This is a genomic window from Pseudooceanicola spongiae (assembly GCF_014899185.1).
GTDB classification, from domain to species: Bacteria; Pseudomonadota; Alphaproteobacteria; order Rhodobacterales; family Rhodobacteraceae; genus Pseudooceanicola; species Pseudooceanicola spongiae.
In genome coordinates this window covers 4,049,278-4,072,041 of record NZ_CP045201.1, presented here as the reverse complement: position 1 = coordinate 4,072,041, position 22,764 = coordinate 4,049,278, and the positions used below count along the sequence as shown (strand labels likewise).

General features: G+C 63.5%; 20 protein-coding genes. 18 read left to right on the top strand and 2 right to left on the bottom strand.

Annotated features, from left to right (window positions below):
* Window positions 1–128: 128 nt before the first annotated feature.
* Window positions 129–1,157 carry an aldo/keto reductase gene (locus tag F3W81_RS19180; RefSeq protein WP_193081082.1) on the bottom strand — a complete coding sequence of 343 codons (1,029 nt, stop codon included), beginning with the start codon at window positions 1,155–1,157 and terminating at the stop codon, window positions 129–131.
* 347 nt (window positions 1,158–1,504) lie between these two features.
* Between F3W81_RS19180 and F3W81_RS19175 the strand changes: the two genes are divergently transcribed.
* From F3W81_RS19175 to F3W81_RS19150, 6 genes are all read left to right on the top strand, one after another.
* Window positions 1,505–2,395 (top strand): MurR/RpiR family transcriptional regulator, encoded by an 891-nt coding sequence (locus F3W81_RS19175; protein ID WP_193081081.1) that lies wholly within the window; start codon window positions 1,505–1,507, stop codon window positions 2,393–2,395.
* Window positions 2,396–2,555: 160 nt separating this feature from the next.
* The gene (gene ytfQ / locus F3W81_RS19170; protein ID WP_193081080.1) at window positions 2,556–3,509 is read left to right on the top strand and encodes a galactofuranose ABC transporter, galactofuranose-binding protein YtfQ; all 954 of its coding nucleotides are present in this window, start codon (window positions 2,556–2,558) and stop codon (window positions 3,507–3,509) included.
* A gap of 105 nt (window positions 3,510–3,614) precedes the next feature.
* Complete coding sequence (locus tag F3W81_RS19165) at window positions 3,615–5,168, top strand: sugar ABC transporter ATP-binding protein (RefSeq protein WP_193081079.1); 1,554 nt, start codon at window positions 3,615–3,617, stop codon at window positions 5,166–5,168.
* A complete protein-coding gene (locus tag F3W81_RS19160; RefSeq protein WP_193081078.1) occupies window positions 5,168–6,223 on the top strand; it encodes an ABC transporter permease in 1,056 nt (351 codons plus the stop codon). The genes F3W81_RS19165 and F3W81_RS19160 overlap by 1 nt, the downstream gene beginning before the upstream one ends.
* Window positions 6,220–7,212, top strand: coding sequence for a galactofuranose ABC transporter, permease protein YjfF (yjfF, locus tag F3W81_RS19155; RefSeq protein WP_226941751.1), 993 nt, complete (start codon window positions 6,220–6,222; stop codon window positions 7,210–7,212). The genes F3W81_RS19160 and yjfF overlap by 4 nt, the downstream gene beginning before the upstream one ends.
* Window positions 7,209–7,961, top strand: a complete 753-nt coding sequence (locus tag F3W81_RS19150) for a FadR/GntR family transcriptional regulator (protein ID WP_193081077.1) — start codon at window positions 7,209–7,211, stop codon at window positions 7,959–7,961. The genes yjfF and F3W81_RS19150 overlap by 4 nt, the downstream gene beginning before the upstream one ends.
* Before the next feature lie 43 nt (window positions 7,962–8,004).
* Here F3W81_RS19150 and F3W81_RS19145 read toward each other — a convergent pair whose 3' ends face one another.
* Window positions 8,005–8,922, bottom strand: a complete 918-nt coding sequence (locus F3W81_RS19145; RefSeq protein ID WP_193081075.1) for a LysR family transcriptional regulator — start codon at window positions 8,920–8,922, stop codon at window positions 8,005–8,007.
* Window positions 8,923–9,092: 170 nt separating this feature from the next.
* On the opposite strand from F3W81_RS19145, the gene chvE reads away from it, so the two are divergent.
* From chvE to F3W81_RS19085, 12 genes are all read left to right on the top strand, one after another.
* The gene (gene chvE / locus F3W81_RS19140; RefSeq protein WP_193081074.1) at window positions 9,093–10,136 is read left to right on the top strand and encodes a multiple monosaccharide ABC transporter substrate-binding protein; all 1,044 of its coding nucleotides are present in this window, start codon (window positions 9,093–9,095) and stop codon (window positions 10,134–10,136) included.
* A gap of 119 nt (window positions 10,137–10,255) precedes the next feature.
* On the top strand, window positions 10,256–11,776 hold the full coding sequence (mmsA, locus tag F3W81_RS19135; protein ID WP_193081073.1) for a multiple monosaccharide ABC transporter ATP-binding protein: 1,521 nt from the start codon (window positions 10,256–10,258) through the stop codon (window positions 11,774–11,776).
* A gap of 10 nt (window positions 11,777–11,786) precedes the next feature.
* Window positions 11,787–12,980: a multiple monosaccharide ABC transporter permease gene (gene mmsB / locus F3W81_RS19130; RefSeq protein ID WP_193081071.1), complete on the top strand. Its 1,194-nt coding sequence runs from the start codon at window positions 11,787–11,789 to the stop codon at window positions 12,978–12,980.
* A 108-nt stretch (window positions 12,981–13,088) separates the two neighbouring features.
* Window positions 13,089–14,831: an L-arabinonate dehydratase gene (gene araD, locus F3W81_RS19125; RefSeq protein WP_193081070.1), complete on the top strand. Its 1,743-nt coding sequence runs from the start codon at window positions 13,089–13,091 to the stop codon at window positions 14,829–14,831.
* Complete coding sequence (locus tag F3W81_RS19120; RefSeq protein ID WP_193081069.1) at window positions 14,831–15,757, top strand: Gfo/Idh/MocA family protein; 927 nt, start codon at window positions 14,831–14,833, stop codon at window positions 15,755–15,757. The genes araD and F3W81_RS19120 overlap by 1 nt, the downstream gene beginning before the upstream one ends.
* A gap of 13 nt (window positions 15,758–15,770) precedes the next feature.
* Complete coding sequence (locus F3W81_RS19115) at window positions 15,771–16,688, top strand: dihydrodipicolinate synthase family protein (RefSeq protein WP_193081067.1); 918 nt, start codon at window positions 15,771–15,773, stop codon at window positions 16,686–16,688.
* A 21-nt stretch (window positions 16,689–16,709) separates the two neighbouring features.
* On the top strand, window positions 16,710–18,227 hold the full coding sequence (locus F3W81_RS19110) for an aldehyde dehydrogenase (NADP(+)) (RefSeq protein WP_193081066.1): 1,518 nt from the start codon (window positions 16,710–16,712) through the stop codon (window positions 18,225–18,227).
* Between the two features lie 3 nt (window positions 18,228–18,230).
* Entirely contained in the window at window positions 18,231–19,136 is a 906-nt protein-coding gene (locus tag F3W81_RS19105) for a 2-dehydro-3-deoxygalactonokinase (protein ID WP_193081065.1), read from the top strand.
* Window positions 19,133–19,741 (top strand): 2-dehydro-3-deoxy-6-phosphogalactonate aldolase, encoded by a 609-nt coding sequence (locus F3W81_RS19100; RefSeq protein ID WP_193081063.1) that lies wholly within the window; start codon window positions 19,133–19,135, stop codon window positions 19,739–19,741. Before F3W81_RS19105 ends, F3W81_RS19100 begins: the two co-directional genes overlap by 4 nt.
* Complete coding sequence (locus tag F3W81_RS19095; RefSeq protein WP_193081062.1) at window positions 19,738–20,589, top strand: SMP-30/gluconolactonase/LRE family protein; 852 nt, start codon at window positions 19,738–19,740, stop codon at window positions 20,587–20,589. Before F3W81_RS19100 ends, F3W81_RS19095 begins: the two co-directional genes overlap by 4 nt.
* 4 nt (window positions 20,590–20,593) lie before the next feature.
* The gene (locus tag F3W81_RS19090; protein ID WP_193081060.1) at window positions 20,594–21,574 is read left to right on the top strand and encodes an aldose epimerase family protein; all 981 of its coding nucleotides are present in this window, start codon (window positions 20,594–20,596) and stop codon (window positions 21,572–21,574) included.
* A gap of 57 nt (window positions 21,575–21,631) precedes the next feature.
* Entirely contained in the window at window positions 21,632–22,546 is a 915-nt protein-coding gene (locus F3W81_RS19085) for a LysR family transcriptional regulator (protein WP_193081058.1), read from the top strand.
* Window positions 22,547–22,764 lie beyond the last annotated feature (218 nt).

Below are 22,764 nucleotides of genomic sequence, written 5' to 3'. Positions count from 1 at the left end.
GGAAATGGTGAAATTGCGACGTCGGTATCGCGTCGGTATGTGAACGGTATCCGGGCGGTGCGATTTCAGCCGCCGCCCAAGGCAAAGCCCCGGCTCGATGCCGGGGCTTTGCCTGCTCTGGTGGTGGCTCAGACCATGGCGAGCGCGGCGTCGAGGTCGGACCAGAGCGCCTCTGGCAGCTCGCTGGAAAACCACGTGACATTCTGGCGGATTTGCGCGGCGGAGGTCGCCCCGATCACCACGCAGGCCACCGCCGGTTGGCGCATCGGAAAGCGGATCGCGGCCGCCCCCATCGCGACGCCGTGGTCGGCGCAGACGCGGCGCAGGGCGTTGGCGCGGGCGACGACCTCGGGTGCGGCGGCGACATAGTTGAACATCTGCGGCGCCTCGGCATCGGCGGCGAGGATGCCGGAGTTGAAAACCCCGCCGAGCACCAGCGCCACACCTCGACGCTGCGCCAGCGGCAGGAACTCCGCCTCAGCGTCGCGGTCGATCAGCGAATAGCGTCCCGCCAGCAGGCAGCAATCGAGGTCGGTCTCCTCAAGCGCGTCGCGCATCACCTGCCACTCGTTCGCGCCGATGCCATAGCCGCTGATCTGGCCCGCGGCCTTCAGCTGCTCCAGCGCGCGAAAGCCGCCGCCCGAGGTCAGCGCGTGCCAGTGCCCATCCTGATAGGGGCCGTGGGTGGCGTGGCCGATGTCATGGACATAGAGCATATCGATCCGCGCGACCCCCAGCCGCTGCAGGCTGTCGTCGTAGCTGCGCAGGATGCCGTCATAGGAATAATCATAGACGTCGCGAAAGCTCAGGCTGTTGTGCCAGGTCGGACCGGGCCGCTGACGTTCCTGCGCGGGCGGCAGCGTCAGCCCCGGACGAGCCCGCTGCATCAGCCGCCCGACCTTGGAGGAGAGGGTATAGCCCGCGCCCCGATCGCGCAGCATATGGCCGACGAGGTGCTCGGCCCTGCCCCGCCCGTACATCGGTGCGGTGTCGAAATAGCGGATGCCGAGCGACCATGCGGTGTCCAGCATCTCCAGCGCCTCGGCCTGGGTCACATCGCCATAGAGGCCGCCAAGCGGCGCCGATCCGACGCCGAGGGCCGTGACCGTCAGGCCGGTGGTGCCGAGCGGGCGAAGGGTTTGCGCGGTGAGGGTCATGTCAGGGCTCCCGAAAGACGTGGATCAGGGTGGCTGGGGATCCGGTGGGACCGCGTGGCTGATATCGGAGGACCATAGCGCCGCCACTGGCCGAGGAACACAGGGATCTGGCGTGGAACGCGGTACAACCTTGAGGAGAATTCCGAGTCGGCAGGAAACCTGTGTTGCGGATTTGCGCTGTTTTGAAACTGTGATTTCAATCGGGCATGTGTGCGCGCTGGGAAGACCGTCCAAGAGCCCTCATTTCGGCGGAGGACACTAAAATTATAACCAGTTTCTGTGACACCTGACGCTAATCAGGGTCAGACCGTCTTGTGCCGTCTGACGCGCTGTCGCATAGTTTTGGCATGAAATCACAGTTTCCCACGCCCGCGCATCAGCCCTTTCTGTCACGCATCCGGGTCCACCTTCCGGAACTGCAGCGTGCCGAGCACAAACTGGCGACGTTTCTGCTGGATTTCGCGGGCGATGTGGCCTCCTACGACGCGCAGGAACTGGCGCAGCTGAGCGGGGTTTCCAAGGCCACCGTGTCTCGCTTTGTCCGCCGCATCGGGTTCGAGAGCTTTGAGGCGGCACGGCGCGCGGCGCGCAGCGAAAGACAGGCCGGGACACGGCATTTCACACCGCTGGGCAGCGCCATCGGCGCGACTGAGCCGCCAATGCAGACACTGACCGCGCTGAACCTCGGCGAGGAATGGGAAAACATCGCCTGGACGTTTGAGCGGATAGATCCGGACTCGCTCGACTCGCTGGCGACGGCGCTTCTGAAGGCGCGGCGGGTCTGGCTGATCGGCCACCAAATCAGCCACAGCTATGCCAGCATGCTGTATTGGCAGCTGTCTCGGGTGGTGCCGGACATGCGCGTCATCCCCCAGGCGGGAGAGCAATTGGGCGACCATCTGGCGCTGCTGCATGCTGACGATCTGGTGCTGTGCCTCGCGCTGTCGCCCCGGCCCAGCGTGATCGAGGCCGCCTTGCAGGAGGTGCTGATGACGGGGGCCTCCTGCGCCGTGATCTCGGACGAGAGCATGCCGGATGACCCGCGATTCGCCTGGCATTTCCGCGGCCGGATCGAGACTCCAACACCGCCGTCCAACTATGCCGCGATCAGCGCGATCTGCCACCAGATCGCCAGCATGACGAGCCGCAAGGCCATTGCGGAACGGCCCGAGCACCTGCGCCGCACCGAGGAAATCAACGCCAGGTTGCGCCGAACAGAAAATGCGACAACCGATTGATTGCAAAGGCATTACCGGCGCAGCAGCGGCGCTTTCTATGGTTGAAAGTTCAATGAAAAGGCTCTCCCACCTCACAAGCTGATCACAAATCTGTTTACAAAAATAATAAAGTAATACTTAATCGGATTCGTGAACATAACGTGTTCTTAGGGAGGACATCATGAACATCAAAACAACGCTCCTGGCGGGCGTCGTGGCGCTGGCCCCTGTGGCTGGCTTTGCGGCTGATCTGACCATCGGCTTTTCGCAGATCGGGTCTGAATCCGGTTGGCGTGCGGCAGAAACCACCGTCACCAAACAGCAGGCCGAAGAGCGCGGCATCGACCTGAAATTTGCCGATGCGCAGCAGAAGCAGGAAAACCAGATCAAGGCGATCCGCTCGTTCATCGCGCAAGGCGTTGACGGCATCCTGATCGCACCGGTCGTGGCCACCGGCTGGGACGAGGTTCTGGAGGAAGCCAAGGACGCCGATATTCCCGTCGTCCTGCTGGACCGCACCGTCGATGCACCGGAAGATCTGTACCTGACCGCCGTCACCTCGGACCTCGTGCATGAGGGCAATGTCGCTGGCCAGTGGCTGGTGGATGAGGTCGCAGGCGCGGATTGCCGCATTGTCGAGCTGCAGGGCACCACCGGCTCTTCCCCCGCCATCGACCGCAAGACCGGCTTTGAGCAGGCGATCAAGGGCCACGACAACCTGGAAATCGTGCGCAGCCAGACCGGTGATTTCACCCGGTCGCAAGGCAAGGTCGTGATGGAGAGCTTCCTCAAGGCCGAGGGCGGCGCGAATATCTGCGCGCTCTACGCGCATAACGACGACATGGCCGTGGGCGCCATTCAGGCGATCAAGGAAGCCGGTCTGAAACCCGGCACCGACATCAAGATCGTGTCGATCGACGCGGTTCCGGATGCGCACCTGGCGCTGGCCAACGGCGAGATGAACGCCACGATCGAGCTGACGCCGAACATGGCCGGCCCGGCGCTGGACGCGATGGAAGCCTACCTTGCCGACGGCACGATGCCGGCAAAATGGATCCAGACCGAAAGCAAACTCTATACCGCCAAGGACGACAATCAGGCGGTCTACGAGATGAAGAAAGACCTCGGGTACTGAGGTTTATCAGGGGCCGGTGGTTGTTTTTCCGGTCGTCTTCATGGGTGGCCCTGCGTGTTTCGCGCAGGGCCATTCGCAACGCCCCATGACCGCTGGATTCGCGACATGACAGAACAGACCGCCCCGACTGGCACCCCCACTGGCACGGATGCGCAGGACGCGCCGATGCTGCATGCCAAGGGCATTTCCAAGTTTTTCCCCGGCACCATAGCCCTCGACGATGTTGAGCTGACGCTCCACCGGGGTGAGGTGCACGCCCTGCTGGGCGAGAATGGCGCCGGAAAATCGACCCTGATCAAATGCCTGACCGGTGCTTACAAGCGCGACGGCGGCGTGATCACGCTGGACGGTGAGGTGATCAACCCCGCCAGCACCGCCGAAAGCCAGATCTGCGGCATCGGCACTGTGTACCAAGAGGTCAACCTGCTGCCCAATCTGACAGTGGCCGAGAACCTGTACTTGGGTCGTCAGCCGATGCGCGGCGGGCTGGTGTCGCGCAAGCGCATGGTGGCCGAGGCGCGCCGGGTGCTGCGCGACTATGGCCTCGACGTCGATCCGGGCGAGCCGCTGACGCGCTATTCTGTCGCCGTGCAGCAGGTCGTCGCCATTGCCCGCGCGGTCGAGATGTCGGGCAAGGTGCTGATCCTGGACGAGCCGACGGCGAGCCTTGACCGCGATGAGGTGCAACTGCTGTTCTCGGTCATCCGCACGCTGAAAGAGCGGGGGCTGGCGATTGTTTTCGTGACGCACTTCCTCGATCAGGTGTTCGAGATTTCGGACCGCGCGACGGTGCTGCGCAACGGCCGGGTTGTCGGCACGCGGGTGCTGAGCACGGTCAGCCAGCATGACATCGTGACGCTGATGCTGGGCCGCCAGCTGGAAGCCAAGGTGCATGACCGCCAGACCGGTGCGGCGGGCGAGATGCTGTTGGAGGTCGATGGCCTTGGCAAGCGCGGCATGTTGGAGCCGTTCAGTCTGGCGCTGAGGAAGGGCGAGGTTGTCGGGCTGGCAGGCTTGCTCGGCTCCGGTCGGACCGAGACGGCGAACCTGCTGTTCGGGGCGGTGCCTGCGGATGGTGGCGTGCTGAAGATGCACGGCAAGGAGATCCGCGTCGGCAACCCGCGCGAGGCGGTGCGGCATGGCTTTGCGCTGTGCCCCGAGGATCGCAAGACCGAAGGCATCGTCGGCGATCTGTCGGTGCGGGACAATATCGTGCTGGCGTTGCAGGCGCGGCAAGGTTGGATGCGCCCCCTGTCGCGCGCCAAGATGAACGAGATCGCCGAGCATTACGTGCGCACGCTGGATATTCGTCTGGCCAGCCTCGACATGCCGATCCGGCTGTTGTCGGGGGGCAATCAGCAAAAGGCGCTGCTGGCGCGCTGGCTGGCGACCAGCCCCGATTTCCTGATCCTGGACGAGCCGACACGCGGCATCGACGTCGGCGCCCACGCCGAGATCATCGCCCTGATCGAAACGCTGCGCCAACAGGGCATGTCGCTGCTGGTGGCCTCGTCCGAGATGGAAGAGCTGGTGGCCTATTCGACCCGCGTCATCGTGCTGCGCGACCGCCGTCAGGTGGCCGAGCTGACGGGCGCCGAGATTACAGCGCAGAACATCGTGCATGCGATTGCCGATGAGCCTGCAAGAGGAGTTGCGTGATGGCGGGTTCGACCCAAGGATTGCTGAAGCGGATCACGCCTCAGCTGATCATTCTGGCGGCGGCGTTGCTGCTGAACGTCATTGTTTTCCCTGACTTTTTCCATGTCGATTTCCGCAATGGGCGGCTGTTCGGCAATATCATCGACGTGCTGAACCGGGGCGCGCCAACGGCGCTTCTGTGCATCGGCATGACGCTGGTGATCGCGACGCGCGGCATCGATCTGTCGGTCGGCGCGGTGATGGCGATCGCGGGCGCGACAGCGGCCTCTCTGGTGGTCGACGGGCACGGCTGGTTCACCGCGCTGATCGGGGCCCTGGCGACGGGGGCGATCTGTGGCGCCTGGAACGGCGTGCTGGTTGCGGTGCTGAGGATTCAGCCCATCGTGGCGACTCTGGTGCTGATGGTGGCGGGGCGCGGCGTGGCGCAACTGATCACCGAGGGCACCATTCTGACCTTCCTCAACCCCGGCCTGATCCGGCTGGGCGCGGGTACAATCCTCGGCATTCCGACGGCCATCGTGATCTGGATCTGCCTCGGCGCCTTCGTCGCCTTCGCGGTGCGGCGCACGGCGCTGGGGATGCTGATCGAGTCGATTGGCATCAACGAGGCGTCCTCGCGCCTCGCCGGCATCAACTCCCGTGTGCTGCTGGTCTGTGTCTATCTGGTGTCGGGGCTGTGCGCGGCGCTGGCCGGGGTCATCGTGGCCGCCGACATCAAGGGGGCGGATGCGAATAACGCCGGGCTCTGGCTGGAGCTGGACGCCATTCTGGCCGTCGTCATCGGCGGCAACTCCCTTCTGGGGGGGCGGTTTTCCATCATCGCGTCACTGCTCGGGGCGATGATCATCCAGTCGGTGAACTCGGTCATCCTGCTGTCGGGGATGCCGCCAGAGTTCAACCTGGTCATCAAGGCGGTGCTGATCCTCGGCATTCTGGTGATCCAGTCGCCCAAGGTCAGCTACCTGTGGTACATGCTGCGCGCCTCGGGGCCGCAGCCGCAACCGGACCGCAAATCCCCCCGCCCCCGCACGACGCCTGAGGAGAAGACCCAATGATCCGCTCAACCCATTTGCCGCTGATCGTGACGCTGGTGACCTTCGTTCTGGCCTTCGCGCTGTGCGGCTCGCAATACCCGGCGATCCTGAGCACGCGCGTGGTGGCCAACCTGCTGACCGACAACGCCTTTCTCGGCATCGTCGCAGTGGGGATGACGTTTGTGATCCTGTCGGGCGGGATCGATCTGTCGGTTGGCTCGGTCATCGCCTTTACCGGCGTGTTTCTGGCGGTGATCCTGCGCGATACCTCGATGCATCCGCTGATGGCCTTCGCGCTGGCGCTGATCATCACGACGGCCTTTGGCGCAGCCATGGGTGCGACGATCCATTACCTTGAGATGCCGCCCTTCATCGTCACGCTGGCCGGGATGTTTCTGGCGCGCGGTGCGGCGTATGTGCTGAGCACCGACAGTGTGCCGATCGAACATGAGTTCTACGATGTGCTGCAGGGCATCTACTGGAAGGCGGCGGGCGGCGGGCGGTTCCGGCTGATCGGCGGCGTCATGGTGCTGACCTTCATCGTCGGGGCCATCGTGGCGCATCGCACGCGCTTTGGTCAGAACGTCTATGCCCTCGGCGGCGGCCCGCAGACGGCCAAGCTGATGGGCGTGCCGCTGGCGCAGACCACCATCGGGATCTACGCGATTTCGGGCGGTCTGGCAGGGCTGGCGGGCATCGTCTTCTCGCTCTACACCAGCGCGGGCTATTCGCTGGCGACCGTGGGCGTCGAGCTGGACGCGATTGCCGCCGTCGTCATCGGGGGTACCTTGCTGTCGGGCGGCTATGGATTTGTCGCCGGGACCTTTTTCGGGATAATGATCATGGGGCTGATCCAGACCTATATCGTCTTTGACGGGACGCTATCGAGCTGGTGGACTAAGATCGTCATCGGGATGCTGCTGTTCGCATTCATCCTGCTTCAAAAGGGGCTGATTTGGGCAACGACGGCACGAAAAAGAAGAGCGACTGGCTCCGCCGCCCTTTCATGACCCTTGTTCAACCCGCCGGGTTGGCGGGCGGGTTGGTCGAGCGGGCGTCGAACCACACGATCTTTGTGGTGGAACAGATCGGGCGGGCCATCGTCGCCGGGGAATACCCGGCCGAGACGATGATCCCGCTGGACCCGGACCTGTGCGAGATGTTCAACGTTTCGCGCACCGTCGTGCGCGAAGCCAAGAAGACGCTGATTGCCAAGGGCATGATCCAGTCCAAGGCCAAGGTCGGCACGCATGTCCGCCCCTCGGACGAGTGGAACATGTTCGACGAGGATGTGCTGCGCTGGCACGCCTCGATGCGCAGTCCCGGCGCGTTCTATGACGAGCTGTTCGAGATCCGGCTGATCTTTGAGCCCGCCGCCGCCGCGCAGGCCGCAACCCGCGCCAATACGGCCGATTGTGCGGCGCTGTTCGCGCTCTGCGACATGCTGGCAACCAGCGAGAGCCGGGCGGATTTCGCCGTGGCGGATTACGATTTCCACAAGCAGGTGCTCAAGCTCTCGGGCAACAGGTTCCTGAATTCATTGGGCGATATCGTGCAGACGGCGCTGCATTCGCTGTTCATGCTGGAAGCGCATGAGAGGTTCCCCGAGGGCAAGGAAGAGGTGGCGCAGAACCACCATGCGATTGCGCGCGCCATAGCCTCGGGTGCGGCGGAGGAGGCCCGCGCGGCGATGGCGACGGTCATTCGCAACGGCTATCGCCGGGTCGGGGACAGCCCGGTGCTGCGGCCAGGCCTCTGAAGTCTGCGCATCTAGAGTCTTGCTCATCTAGAGTCTTGCTCATCTAAAGTCTGCGGAGCACCTCTTTCAGCACCCGGTCGACGGCGCGGGGCAGCTGATGCGCGCGGTTGGCAATGATGAAATAGGGCGAGACGGTGATCGTCTGATCGAGGTCGAGGGCGCAGAGACGCGCGCCAAGGCCCGGCCCTGTCAGGATCTCGGCCACCTCTTGGGATTGCGGCGAGATGACGTCGGACTCGGCCAGCAGGGCCAGCACCACCAGCAACGAGGACGAGTTGTTGACGTTGCGTGGCACCGGGCGGGCGATTTGCATGAAGGCAGCCTCGACCGCCTGACGCAGGGGAGATCCGCGCTCCTGCACCACCCATTCGTATTGGCTCAGTTCCTCCAGCGGCAGGTTGCGCCGCCCGGCAAGAGGATGGCTGTCGCGTACCAGCATCGAGATGTTTTCCGAGCGCGCCGGGTAGATGTGGAAATCCGTGACATCATATTCCGGCGGCAGGCGGGCGATGATGAAATCAAAGCGCCCCTCTTTCAGACCGCGCACCAGCTGCACCGAGGGGCCGACCTCGATCGTGGCCTCGATATCGGGGGACTCTTCCTTGACGGCGCGAATCGCGGGCATCAGGAAGCCCATGGCCGGGCCGGTCACAGCGCCCACGCGGATTTCGCCAGACTGCCCGACGTTGAGGTTTTCCACCTCGGTCTGCAGGCTTTCAAGCTCGCTCAGGATCACCCGGATATGGCGCAGGAAGGCGGCACCAACGGGCGTCGGCTCCATCCACCTTGGGTGGCGGACGAACAGGGGCGCACCGGCCTCGGCTTCGATATCGGCCAGCATACGCGAGGCCGCAGGCTGCGACACGCCCATGCTTTCCGCCGCAAGCTGCAGCTTCTGGTGGCGCGCGATTTCCGAAATCAGGCGCAGGTGAGTGGGTTTGAGGCGGCGTATCAGATCCATGATGCGTTAAGATATACCATGATTGTTATGACCTTTGCCATAATTAGAATTTTACAGGTATGAACCCGAAGAGTAGGCAAAGGACGGTTGAGGAGAACAGCCAAAAAAAATCAAAACACGTGTAACTGCTGGCCATCAGAGCCATCGGCACGTTTAGTGGAGGAGCCTCTATGTTCAAGACTCTCGTGGCCAGCACGGCCGTAGCCCTTATGCTGACAGGCGGCGTCCAGGCCGAGACCATCGGTATCGCGATGCCGACCAAATCTTCGGCGCGTTGGATTTCCGACGGTGCAGCGATGGTCAAACAGTTTGAAGAGGCCGGGTACGAAACCGATCTGCAATACGCCGAAGACGACATTCCCAACCAGCTGGCGCAGATCGAGAACATGATCACCAAGGGCGTCGACGTCCTGGTCATCGCCGCCATCGACGGCACCACGCTGTCGAACGCGCTTGAGAATGCCCATTTCGCAGACATCAAGGTCATCGCTTATGACCGTCTGATCCGTGACAGCGAATACGTCGACTATTATGCCACCTTCGACAACTTCAAGGTTGGCGTGCAGCAGGCCACCAGCCTGGTCGACGGCCTGAAAGAGCGTTTCGGCGATGGCCCCTATAACGTCGAACTGTTCGGCGGCTCGCCCGACGACAACAACGCCTACTTCTTCTACAACGGTGCGATGTCGGTTCTGCAGCCGCTGATCGACGCCGGCACTGTCGTGATCGTCTCCGGCCAGACCGGCATGGAAAAAGTCGGCACGCTGCGTTGGGATGGTGCCGTGGCTCAGGCCCGCATGGATAACCTGCTGTCCGCCTACTACACCGACAAGAAAGTCAACGCCGTCCTGTCGCCCTACGATGGTCTGTCCATCGGTATCCTGTCGTCGCTCAAAGGCGTCGGCTATGGCTCGGGCGACGTGAAGATGCCGATCGTTTCCGGTCAGGATGCGGAACTGCAATCGGTCAAGTCGATCATCGCAGGCGAGCAGTATTCCACCATCTTCAAGGACACCCGTGAGCTGGCCCGCGTCACCGTGGGCATGGTCAACGCGCTGGTCAACGGCACCGAGCCGGAAATCAACGACACCAAAACCTACGACAACGGCAAGAAGATCGTCCCCTCCTACCTGCTGGAGCCGGTCGCTGTTGATGCCACCAACTGGAAAGAGATTCTGATCGGGTCCGGCTATTACGAAGAAAGCCAGTTCTGATCTGAACGACGCGTTCCTTCGGGCCGGTTTCACTCGACCGGCCCATCGGGTCCGCCTGACCTGTACGCAGGATGGGCGGACCTTTCCCTAAAATAACGATAAGCAAAAAAGGCAAAGCCATGAATTCTTTGCTTGAAATGCGCTCCATCACAAAAGAATTCCCCGGCGTCAAAGCGCTCGACAACGTGAACCTCACGGTGGCCGAGGGCGAGATCCACGCGATCTGTGGCGAGAACGGCGCGGGAAAATCGACCCTGATGAAAGTGCTCTCGGGCGTCTATCCTGCTGGTTCGTATGATGGAGAAATCCACTACGCTGGCAATTTGGCCCAATTTTCAGGTATCTCAGACAGCGAAAATCTGGGGATCATCATTATCCACCAGGAGCTGGCGCTTGTGCCGCTTCTGTCGATTGCCGAGAATATTTTTCTGGGCAACGAACGCGCTTCCAACGGCGTGATCAACTGGCGCGAGACCTTCCGGCGCACCGAAGATCTGCTGAAGAAAGTCGGCCTGTCCGAGGCCCCCGGCACGCTGATCGAGAGCCTCGGCGTCGGCAAGCAGCAGCTGGTCGAGATTGCCAAGGCGCTGTCGAAAGACGTGCGCCTGCTGATCCTGGACGAGCCGACCGCCGCCCTTTCCGAGGGGGACAGTCAGGCGCTGCTGGATCTGCTGCTTGAGCTGAAGACGCAGGGCGTGACCTCGATCATCATCAGCCACAAGCTGAACGAAGTGCGCCGCGTCGCCGACAGTGTGACTGTCATCCGCGACGGCGCGACCGTCAGCACGATGAACACCAAGACCGACGACATCACCGAAGACCGCATCGTGCGCGACATGGTGGGCCGCGATATGGCGAGCCGCTATCCCGATCGCACCCGCGTCGCCGGCGACATGCTGATGGAGGTGAAGGACTGGAACGTCTGGCACCCCGAGCAGAAGGACCGTCAGGTCATCCGCAACGCCAATTTCAACGTGCGTGCCGGCGAAGTGGTCGGGATCGCGGGCCTCATGGGCTCGGGGCGGACCGAACTGGCGATGTCGATCTTCGGCAAGAGCTACGGGCGCAACATCTCGGGTGAGGTGTCGATGCATGGCCAGGTGGTCAACGTCAGCGATGTGCCGAACGCGATCAAGTCGGGTCTGGCCTACGTCACCGAGGATCGCAAGACGCTGGGTCTGATCCTGGAAGAGACGATCATCAAGAACACGACGCTGGCGAACCTCGAAGAGGTCAGCAGCCGGGGCGTTCTGGATGAGGGTCAGGAAACCGCCGTGGCCGAGAAATACCGCGACGCCATGAACATCCGCACGCCGAGCGTCTTCCAGAAGGTGATGAACCTGTCGGGGGGCAACCAGCAGAAGGTTGTGCTGTCCAAGTGGCTGTTCGCCGGGCCGGAGGTTCTGATCCTGGACGAGCCGACCCGCGGCATCGATGTGGGCGCGAAATTCGAGATTTACGGCATCATCAACGAGCTGTCGGCCGAGGGCAAAGGGGTCGTCATGATCTCGTCCGAGATGCCCGAGCTGCTGGGGATGTGTGACCGGGTTTATGTGATGAACGAGGGTGCTCTGGTCGGCGAGTTGACCGCCGAAGAGGCCAGCCAGGAGCGCATCATGTCGCTCATCGTGACGGAATGAGGAAATGACCATGGAACTGGCAGACAACAACAAAGAGGGCGGCTCGCAAAGCCTGGGCGCGTACCTCGCGGGGCACCTGCGCGAATACGGCCTGCTGGTCGCGCTGATCGCGATCATGGCGTTCTTTCAGATCGTCACCAACGGCGTGCTGCTGAAGCCCGTCAACATCACCAACCTGTTCCTGCAGAACAGCTATATCATCATCATGGCGCTCGGCATGCTGATCGTCATCGTGGCGGGGCATATCGACCTGTCCGTCGGGTCGGTCATGGGCTTCATCGGGGCTCTGGCGGCGGTGATGATCGTCAACTGGGGCTGGCCGGTGTGGATGACCATTCCCGCCTGTCTGATCATGGGGGCCGTGATCGGCGCCTGGCATGGCTATTGGGTGGCATACTGGAAGATCCCGGCCTTCATCGTCACGCTGGCAGGCATGCTTGTCTTCCGCGGTCTGTCGCTGTGGCTGCTGGAAGGTCAATCCGTTGGCCCCTTCCCGCGCAGCTTCCAGGCGCTGTCGACCGGATTCATCCCCGACTTCCTGGGTGCGGGCCGTCCCAATGCGACCTCGCTGGCGGCGGGTATCATCGCTGTCATGCTGATCCTGTGGATGGGTCTGAAGCAACGCGCACAGAACCGCCAGTACGGCATGGATGACGAGCCGACCGCCTTCTTCGTGGTGCGCAACGCCATCATCTGCGGTGCGCTGCTCTATATAACCTACAAACTGGCGTATTTCCGGGGCCTGCCGAACGTGCTGGTCTCGATGGTGCTGCTGACGATCGTCTACAACTTCATCACCTCCAACACCACGCTGGGCCGTCGCATCTATGCGCTTGGCGGCAACGAGAAGGCCTCCAAGCTCTCCGGTATCCGGACCGAGCGGCTGACCTTCCTCGCCTTCGTCAACATGGGTCTGCTGGCAGCGCTTGCCGGTCTGATTTTTGCGGCGCGTCTGAACACCGCGACCCCCAAAGCCGGTTTCGGTACCGAGCTGGACGTCATCGCGGCGGTCTTCATCGGCGGTGCGTCGATGTCGGGTGGCTCGGGCAAGATCGTCGGCGCGGTGGTTGGTGCCTTCATCATGGGTGTGATGAACAACGGCATGTCGATCATGGGCATCGGCATTGATTACCAGCAGGTGATCAAGGGTCTGGTGCTGCTCGCGGCCGTGTTCTTCGACGTCTACCAGAAGAACAAGAGCTGAGGTTTTTCGTAAACACCCCGGCGGGTGGCGGCCCCCACGAGCGCGCCGCCGCCCGCCCCACCGGCAGCCGATCCCGGCCCGGCACTACAGGAATAAGGTATCTCTGAAATGACGTTCAAACCTGCCCAATGGCCCCGCAAGCTGCGCTCGCAGGAATGGTACGGCGGCAATTCACGCGACACGATCTATCACCGTGGCTGGCTGAAGAACCAAGGCTACCCGCATGATCTGTTCGATGGCCGCCCGATCATCGGCATCCTGAACACATGGTCCGACCTGACGCCCTGCAACGGCCACCTGCGTGAGCTGGCTGAAAAGGTGAAGGCCGGGATCTGGGAGGCCGGTGGCTTTCCCGTCGAAGTGCCCGTCTTCTCTGCCTCCGAGAACACCTTCCGCCCGACGGCGATGATGTACCGTAACCTCGCCGCCCTCGCGGTCGAGGAAGCCATGCGCGGCCAGCCGATGGACGGCGCCGTGCTGATGGTCGGCTGCGACAAGACCACGCCGAGCCTGCTGATGGCTGCGGCTTCGACCGATATTCCCTCGATCGCCGTCACGGGCGGCCCGATGCTGAACGGCTACTTCCGGGGCGAGCGCGTCGGCTCCGGCACGCACCTGTGGAAATTCTCGGAGATGGTGAAAGCCGGCGAGATGACCCAGGAGGAATTCCTTGAGGCCGAGGCGAGCATGTCGCGCTCGACCGGGACCTGCAACACGATGGGCACCGCAAGCACCATGGCCAGCATGGCCGAGGCGCTTGGCATGGCGCTGTCGGGCAACGCGGCGATCCCTGCGGTCGACAGCCGTCGCCGCGTGATGGCGCAGATGACCGGCCGTCGCATCGTGCAGATGGTCAAGGATGACCTGAAGCCGTCGGACGTCATGACCAAGGAAGCGTTTGAGAACGCGATCCGCACCAATGGCGCGATTGGCGGTTCGACCAACGCGGTTGTGCACCTTCTGGCGATTGCAGGCCGTCTGGGCATCGATCTGACGCTGGACGACTGGGACCGCTGCGGGCGGGACGTCGCGACCATCGTCAACCTGATGCCCTCGGGCAAATACCTGATGGAAGAGTTCTTCTATGCCGGCGGTCTGCCTGTCGTGCTGAAGCGTCTTGGTAAAACGGTTCTGCTGAACAAGGACGCGCTGACCGTCGCGGGCACCTCGATCTGGGACGACGTCAAGGACGTGGTCAACTGGAACGAAGATGTCATCCTGCCGGTCGAAAAGGCACTGACGCAACAGGGCGGCATCGCCGTGCTGAAGGGCAACCTTGCCCCCAAGGGCGCGGTTCTGAAGCCCTCCGCCGCATCGGCGCATCTGCTGGTGCACACGGGCCGCGCTGTCGTGTTCGAGGACATCGACGACTACAAGGCCAAGATCAACGACGAGGATCTCGACATCGACGAGACCTGCATCATGGTGCTGAAGAACTGCGGCCCCAAGGGCTATCCCGGCATGGCCGAGGTTGGCAATATGGGTCTGCCGCCGAAGGTTCTGAAAAAGGGCATCACCGATATGGTGCGGATTTCGGACGCGCGGATGTCGGGCACGGCCTATGGCACGGTTGTGCTGCACACCTCGCCCGAAGCCGCGGCCGGTGGACCGCTGGCGGTGGTGCAGAACGGCGACATGATCTCGCTGGACGTGCCGAACCGCAGCCTGCATCTGCAGATCTCGGACGAGGAACTGGCGAGCCGTCTTGCCGCCTGGACACCGACGCATGAGCGCGCGGCCTCGGGCTATGAATGGCTGCACCAGACCCATGTCGAAGGGGCTGACACGGGCGCGGATCTGGACTTCCTGAAGGGAAGCCGGGGATCGGCGGTCGGGAAGGATTCCCATTGATGGACATCGCTCTCATAGGCATTGGCAAGATCGCGGTGGACCAGCACGTCCCCGCGATTGCAGCCTCGTCCGATTGGGAACTGGCCGCGACGGTGTCGCGCGCCGGGACCGTCGACGGGGTGGACGCCTACACTGACTTCGACGTGCTGCTGGCAGAGCGGCCAGAGATCCGCGTGATCTCGCTCTGCCTGCCGCCGGTTCCGCGTTTTGAGTATGCCTCCAAGGCGCTGAAGGCGGGCCGGCATGTGATGCTGGAAAAACCGCCGGGGGCAACCCTGTCGGAATGTCACGCGCTGGAAGCGATGGCGAAGGCCAAGGGTGTGTCGCTTTACGCCACATGGCATTCGCGTGAGGCTGACAAGGTTGCGGCGGCCAAGGACTGGCTGTCGGACAAGACGCTGAAATCTTTCCGCGTGACCTGGAAAGAGGACGTGCGTCGCTGGCATCCCGGTCAGGACTGGATCTTTGAAGCCGGTGGCCTCGGCGTGTTCGATCCCGGCATCAACGCGCTGTCGATCGTCACGAAGATCCTGCCCGACGCGATCCACCTGACCGCCTCGACCCTGCTGTTCCCGCAAAACCGTCAGGCGCCGATTGCGGCCGAGCTGAAGTTCTTCCACCCCGGCGGCGCGGATGTTTCGGCCGTGTTCGACTTCCGTCAGGAGGGCGAGCAGACCTGGGCCATCGAAGCCGTCTGTGAAGAAGGTACGATGCTGCTGACCCACGGCGGCGCGCAGATGTTCGTCGACGGCGTGGCGCAGGGCGCCACCGAGACGGGCCTGCACGGCGAATACCCCCGCCTCTACGCCAATATGGCCGCCCTTGTGCGCGCCGGTGGCATCGACATGGACCTCTCCCCGATGCGCCATGTTGCCGATGCCTTCCTGCTTGGCCGTCGCGAGACGGTTGTCCCCTTTGAGTTCTGAGAAAGGACTGACAGTGAAAAGCCCCCTTACCGGTATCCTGCCCGTCGCCCCGACCCCGTTTCACGCCGATGGCACCGTTGACGAACAGGGCATGCGCCGTGTCCTCGACCTGCTGATCGATCAGGGCGTCGATGCGATCTGCATCCTTGCCAACTACTCCGAACAGTTCGTGCTGTCGGACGAGGAACGCGCCCTGCTGACCAAGATCAGTGTCGAACATGTCGCGGGTCGCGTGCCGGTGATCGTCACGATCAGCCACTTCAGCACCGAGATCGTCATCGAGCGCGCCAAATACGCCGAGGCGCTTGGCGCCTCGATGGTCATGATGATGCCGCCCTACCACGGTGTCGGCCTTGTGCCCGCTGTTGAGGGGATCTTTGAGCATTTCGCCATGGTGTCGGATGCGATCAACATCCCGATCATGATCCAGGACGCGCCGCTCTCCGGTGTCACCCTGCCGGTGCCGCTGCTGGTGCGCATGGCGAAAGAGATCGAGCATGTCAGCTACTTCAAGATCGAGACGCCCTTTGCCGCCGACAAGCTGGCGCTGCTGATCGAACAGGGCGGCGAACATATCGTCGGCCCGTTCGACGGCGAAGAAGCGGTCACTCTGCTGGCCGATCTGGACGCGGGTTGCACAGGTACCATGACCTCTGGCATGTTCCCCGAGCTGCTGCGCCCCATCGTCACGCACTATCTTGCCGGTGACAAGGACGCGGCCCTTGAACAGTGGAAGCTCTGCATGCCACTTATCAACCATGAGAACCGTCAGTGCGGGCTGCGCGCCTGCAAGACGGTCTACGCCGCCGGCGGCGTGATCGGGTCCGATTACGTTCGCCATCCGCTGAAACCCATGACCCAACGGACCAAGGATCGCTTGCTGCAACTCGCAGGCGAGCTGGACATTCTGGCGCTTCGCTGGGCCAAGTAAGGGCAAAAGGATTTTAAGCACATGACATTCGAACCACACGGCAAACACCTGATCGCAGGCGACTGGGTTGCCACCGACAAGACGTTCCAATCCGTTCCCGTGACCGGAGAGGCCAAGACCTTTTCCGCAGGTAACGCAGATCTGGTCGATCGCGCCGCGAAAGCGGCCGAGGAGGCCTTCTGGGTCTACGGCTATACCACGCGGGACGAACGCGCTGCCTTCCTGAACGCCATCGCGGACGAGATCGAAGCCCGTGGTGAGGCGATCACCGCCATCGGCACCGCCGAAACCGGCCTGCCCGAAGGCCGCCTGCAGGGCGAGCGGGGCCGCACCACCGGTCAGCTGCGCCTGTTCGCGTCCCACATTCAGGACGGAGCCTACCTCGACAAGCGTCACGACGTGGCCCTGCCAGACCGTGCGCCGCTGCCGCGTCCCGACATCAAGCTGATCGAACGCCCCATCGGCCCCGTTGCCGTCTTCGGTGCCTCGAACTTCCCGCTGGCCTTCTCGACCGCTGGCGGTGACACCGCCGCCGCTCTGGCCGCCGGTTGCCCCGTTGTCGTGAAAGGCCATGAGGCACACCCCGGCACCGCCGAGATCGTCGCCGAAGCCATCCACGCCGCAATCGAGAAATGCGGTATGCACCCCGGTGTGTTCAGCATGATCCACGGCGGCAGCTACGAGGTTGGCGGCGCGCTGGTTCAGCATCCGCTGATCAAGGCCGTTGGCTTCACCGGGTCCTTCCGCGGTGGCAAGGCGCTGTTCGATCTTTGCGCACAACGCCCTGAGCCGATCCCCTTCTTCGGCGAGCTTGGCAGCGTCAACCCGATGTTCATGCTGCCCGAAGCCATGTCCGCGCGCGGCGACGCCCTCGCCACCGGCTGGGCCGGATCGCTGACGATGGGTGCTGGCCAGTTCTGCACCAACCCCGGCGTTCTGGTGATGGTCGATGGCGACGACACCGACAAGTTCCTGGAAACCGCTGTCGAGGCGCTTGGCAAGGTCGGTCCGCAAACCATGCTGACCAACGGCATCGCTGACGCCTACCGCTCGGGCCGCGATACCATCGCAGCGCAGTCGGGCGTTCAGGAGATCCTGAACACCACCAGCGATCAGCGCAACGCCACGCCGTTCGTCTTCGAGACGACGGGCGATGCCTGGCTGGCGAACCCGGCTCTGGGTCATGAGGTCTTTGGCCCGCTGGGTCTGGCGGTCAAGGTCAAGGACACGGCGCAGATGCTTGAGGTGGCCCGCAGCCTTGACGGTCAGCTGACCTGCACGCTGCATATGGACGACGGCGACACCGAGCTGGGGCAGAAACTGATGCCCGTGCTGGAGCGTAAGGCGGGCCGCATTCTGGCCAACGGCTTCCCCACCGGCGTCGAGGTTTCCGAGGCGATGGTACATGGCGGGCCGTTCCCGGCGTCGACCAACTTTGGCGCGACCAGCGTCGGCACCATGGCGATCCGCCGCTTCCTGCGCCCGGTCAGCTACCAGAACCTGCCGGACGCGCTGCTGCCGGTCGATCTGCAGGGCTGACGCATGCACGCAGACTGGATTGCCGCCGATTGGGGCACATCGAACCTGCGCCTCTGGGCCATTGGCCCGGAGGGACAGGTGCTCACCGAACGTGCCTCGCCCGATGGCATGGGCAAGCTGACACCCGACGGGTTTGAGCCGGCGCTTCTTGCGCTGGTTGATGACCTGCTGGAACCGGGGCGTGTGACGCAGGTGTTGATCTGCGGCATGGCCGGGGCCCGTCAGGGCTGGATCGAGGCGCCCTATACCGCCACGCCCTGCCCGCCTGCCAGTCTGTCGCCCATCCTCGCAAAAACCAGTGATCCGCGCCTCTCGGTGCGGATTCTGCCCGGCGTCAGCCAATGCAACCCCGCCGACGTGATGCGCGGCGAGGAGACCCAGATCGCAGGCCTTGTCGCCTCGGATCCCGAGTTCGACGGCACGCTCTGCCTGCCCGGCACCCATACCAAATGGGTCCGCGTCGCCGGTGGCCAGATCATGCATTTCCGCACCGCCATGACGGGCGAGATGTTCGCCCTGCTGTCGCGCCAGTCGGTGCTGCGCCATTCCGTGATCAGCGACGATTTCAGCGAGGCCGCCTTTGCCGACGGTCTGGCGATGTCGCTGAGCGCGCCTGAGGGACTGCTGCTCGACCTGTTCTCGATCCGCCCGGCGTCACTGCTGAACAACACCCCGCCCGAGGCCGCGCGTGCCCGCCTCTCTGGTCTGCTGATCGGGTCGGAACTGGCCGCAACGCGCGATTACTGGCAGGATCTGCCCGTCGTCGTCATCGGTGATGCGGCGCTCAGCACCCGCTATGTCGATGCGCTGACACGCGCGGGCGCGACAGCCCGCAGCAGTGAACACCCCGCGCTGGCATTGAACGGCCTGATCGCCGCCCACGCGCATTTATCCAAGGAACTGACATGAGCCGCAATATCGTCGCCATCCTGCGTGGGATCACCCCGGCAGAGGCCCTGCCCGTTGCCGAAGCCCTGATTGCCGCCGGGATCACCAAGATCGAAGTGCCGCTGAATTCGCCAGATCCGTACGATTCCATCGGCGCGATGGCCCGCCGCTTTGGTGAGGACGCGCTGATTGGCGCTGGCACCGTGTTGCGCGCCGCACAGGTCGGCGAAGTCCACAAGGCGGGCGGTCAGCTGATCGTCTCGCCCAACATGAACGTTGACGTGATCCAGGCCACCAAGAGCTACAAGATGAAGAGCTATCCCGGCGTGATGACCCCGACCGAGTGCTTTGCCGCACTGGATGCGGGCGCTGACGGGCTGAAGCTGTTTCCCGGCTCTCTCATCGGTGTTGCCGGGCTGAAGGCGATTGGCGCCGTGCTGCCCAAGGGCACCGAAGTGCTGGCCGTCGGCGGCGCAGGTCCGGAGAATTTTGCCGAATGGTTCGCCGCCGGGATCTCTGGCTTCGGGATCGGCTCATCGCTCTACAAACCCGGTGACAGCGTGGCGGTGATCGCTGCGCGCGCTGCCGAAATCGTCGCCCGCTACGACGAGACGGTGCCGAAATGAGCGCCGCTGTTTTCGACGCCCGCCCCTGTACGCTCGGCGAAGGCCCGCTCTGGCATCCTGAGCGCAACCAGCTGTTCTGGTTTGATATCATCGGCAAGCGGCTGATGTCTCAGGTCGATGGCCAGCCGCTGGAATGGCAGTTCGACGAATACTTTTCCGCAGCTGGCTGGATCGACCCTGACACGCTGATGCTGGCCTCGGAAACCGCGCTCTGGCGGTTCAACATTGCCAGCGGCGCGCATGAAAAGATCGTGCCGCTTGAGGCCGACAAGCCCCACACCCGCAGCAATGATGGCCGCGCCGACCCCTTTGGCGGCTTCTGGATCGGCACCATGGGCAAGGAAAATCCGCGTCAGGACGCCGGTGCCATCTATCGCTTTTACGAGGGTGCCGTGGAGCCGATCTTTTTCGGCATCACCATCCCGAACGCGATCTGCTTTTCCCCCGATGGCCGCAGCGCCTATTTCGCCGACACGCCGACGCAGAAGATCATGCGGCAGCCGCTGGACGCCCAAGGCTGGCCCACGGGCGAGCACGAGGTCTTTGTCGATCTGGAGCCTGAGGGGCTGTTCCCCGACGGTGCGGTCGTGGATGCCGCTGGCTATCTGTGGAACGCGCAATGGGGTGCGGCGCGTGTTGCGCGCTATGCGCCCGATGGCAGCTTTGATCGCGCGATTGCGGTGGGTGGCAAGCATTCCTCCTGCCCGGCCTTCGGTGGGCCGGATCTCGACACGCTGTTTGTGACTACGGCGCTTGAGGCCATTTCCGCCCCCGACGCTGCGCAGGGGCTGCTCTACAGCGCCGCCGCGGGCGTGACCGGGCAAAAAGAACACCGGGTAAAGGTCTGATCCCATGACAGAAGTTTTCGGCACCCTGCCCAACGGGGAAGATGTGACCCGTGTCACCATCAGCGATGGCCGCCTCACCGCGCATCTGATCAGCTATGGCGCGAAGCTACAGGATCTGCGCCTTGCGGGCGTCGATCATCCGCTGGTGCTGGGCACCGAAACGCTGGAGGACTACTTCGTCAATCTGCGGTTCTTCGGGGCGACGGTGGGCCGCTTTGCCAACCGGATCGCGCGCGGCCAGTTCACCATCGGCGGCGAGACCTATCAGACCGACCTGAACGAAAAGGATCGCACCACGCTGCATGGCGGCGCTGAGGGGCTGGGCGCGGTCAACTGGCGCGTCGAGAGCAGCACTGACACCGCCGTGACCTTCGCGGTCGAGCAGGCGGATGGCCATATGGGCTTTCCCGGTGCTCTGCTGGCGCGCACGACCTACCGCATCGTCGGTGGCGCGCTTGAGATCGAGATGAGCGCGACCTGCGACAAGACCTGCCCGATCAGCATCGCCAACCACAGCTACTTCAACCTCGACGGCGGCGCCGATATCACCTCGCATATGCTGCACATCGCGGCAGAGGGCTATCTGCCGGTGGATGACAAGATGATCCCGACGGGGGACATCGCCCCGGTCGCGGACACCAAGTTCGACTTCCGCACCCTGCGCGCTGTCGGCGAAGCGGGCTATGATCACAACTTCTGCCTGACGCCCGCCGCGGGCCTGCGGGAGGTTGCCGTGCTCAGCGGAGCCAGTGGCGTCACCCTGCGGCTGGAGACCGACGCGCCCGGTCTGCAGGTCTATGACGCGCAGCACCTGACGGCTGAGGGGCAGCCGGGGCTTGAGGGTCGCCGCTACACCACCCGCGCCGGTCTGGCGATGGAAACGCAGATGTGGCCCGACGCGCCGAACCAGCCCGGCTTTCCCGATGCTGTCGTTCCGGCAGGTGAGACCTATCGCAGCCTCAATCGGCTGACCTTTACCGCGTAACCTCTTGCTTCTGCGCGTCTTGCCTGCCCCAATGGCGGCAAGCGCGCAGAGGTTGCCATGTCCTTTACCATCCGCCAGTTGCAGTATTTCGTCGCCGTGGCCGAAAAGGGCTCGGTCATCGGGGCGGCGCAGCTGCTGTCGATCTCGCAGTCCGCGATCACCGAGGCGATCAAGAACCTTGAGGGCGACCTTGGCGTCACCCTGTTTGAGCGTCACGCCCGCGGCCTCGACATCACTCACAACGGCCACCAGTTCCTGCGCCATGCGACCAAGATCCTCGCCGATGTGTCCGGCGCGCGGCGAGCCTTTGCGCCCAGTCGCGAAGCACTCTCGGGGCGGCTGAACGTCGGGGTCACGTCCCTCATGGCGGGCTATGTGATGTCGGACCTGCTGGCGCGCTATCGGCGGCTGAACCCGGGGGTCGAGGCTTCGGCCATCGAGGACAGCGGCGAATACCTTGAACATCTTCTGGTCGGCGGAGAGCTGGACGTCGCCGTCATGGTCATCTCGAACCTGCGCGACCGTATGGCGCTGCAGTCGGAAATCCTCAACGTCTCGGCCTTTCGCCTCTGGCTGCCGCTGGAGCACAAGCTGACCCGGCAGGAGAGTATCTCCCTCGACGATGTGGCGCGTGAGCCGCTGATTATGCTCAACATCGACGAGATGGAGGAGGAGGCGGTCAACCTGCTCTCGGCCTTCGGCAGACGGCCCCGGATCGCCTTTCGGACCAAGTCGGTCGAGGCCGTGCGCTCGCTTGTGGCCACCGGCGCGGGAGTCGCCCTGTTGCCCGATCTGATCTATCGGCCGTGGTCGCTGGACGGGGACCGCATTGAATCGCGCGACGTTTCGGGCGCTTTGCCTATTTTACAGGTGGGTCTGGTCTGGCGGAAGGGGCTGTCCCTATCGCCAGCCACACGCGACTTCATAGCAATAGCGCAATCCTCCCAGTCGCTTAGAGATTTCAGGCATTAGCTATCGGAAAAACCGAACGCTCCTTTCTGTATTACCCGTTTGTCAATCTTTGCAGGGGCAGCGGATAGTCGTCACACCAGAGACGGGCAGCCGATCCAGCCAAAACACGCCAGACGTGCGCAAGCCCGCGACCCGATCATCCAACATCAGGTGCCTGACCGGGGTGCCAGACAGCCCCGTGCTTTGCGCGCTTAAACCGCCTGTCCCCCACCCTGCCC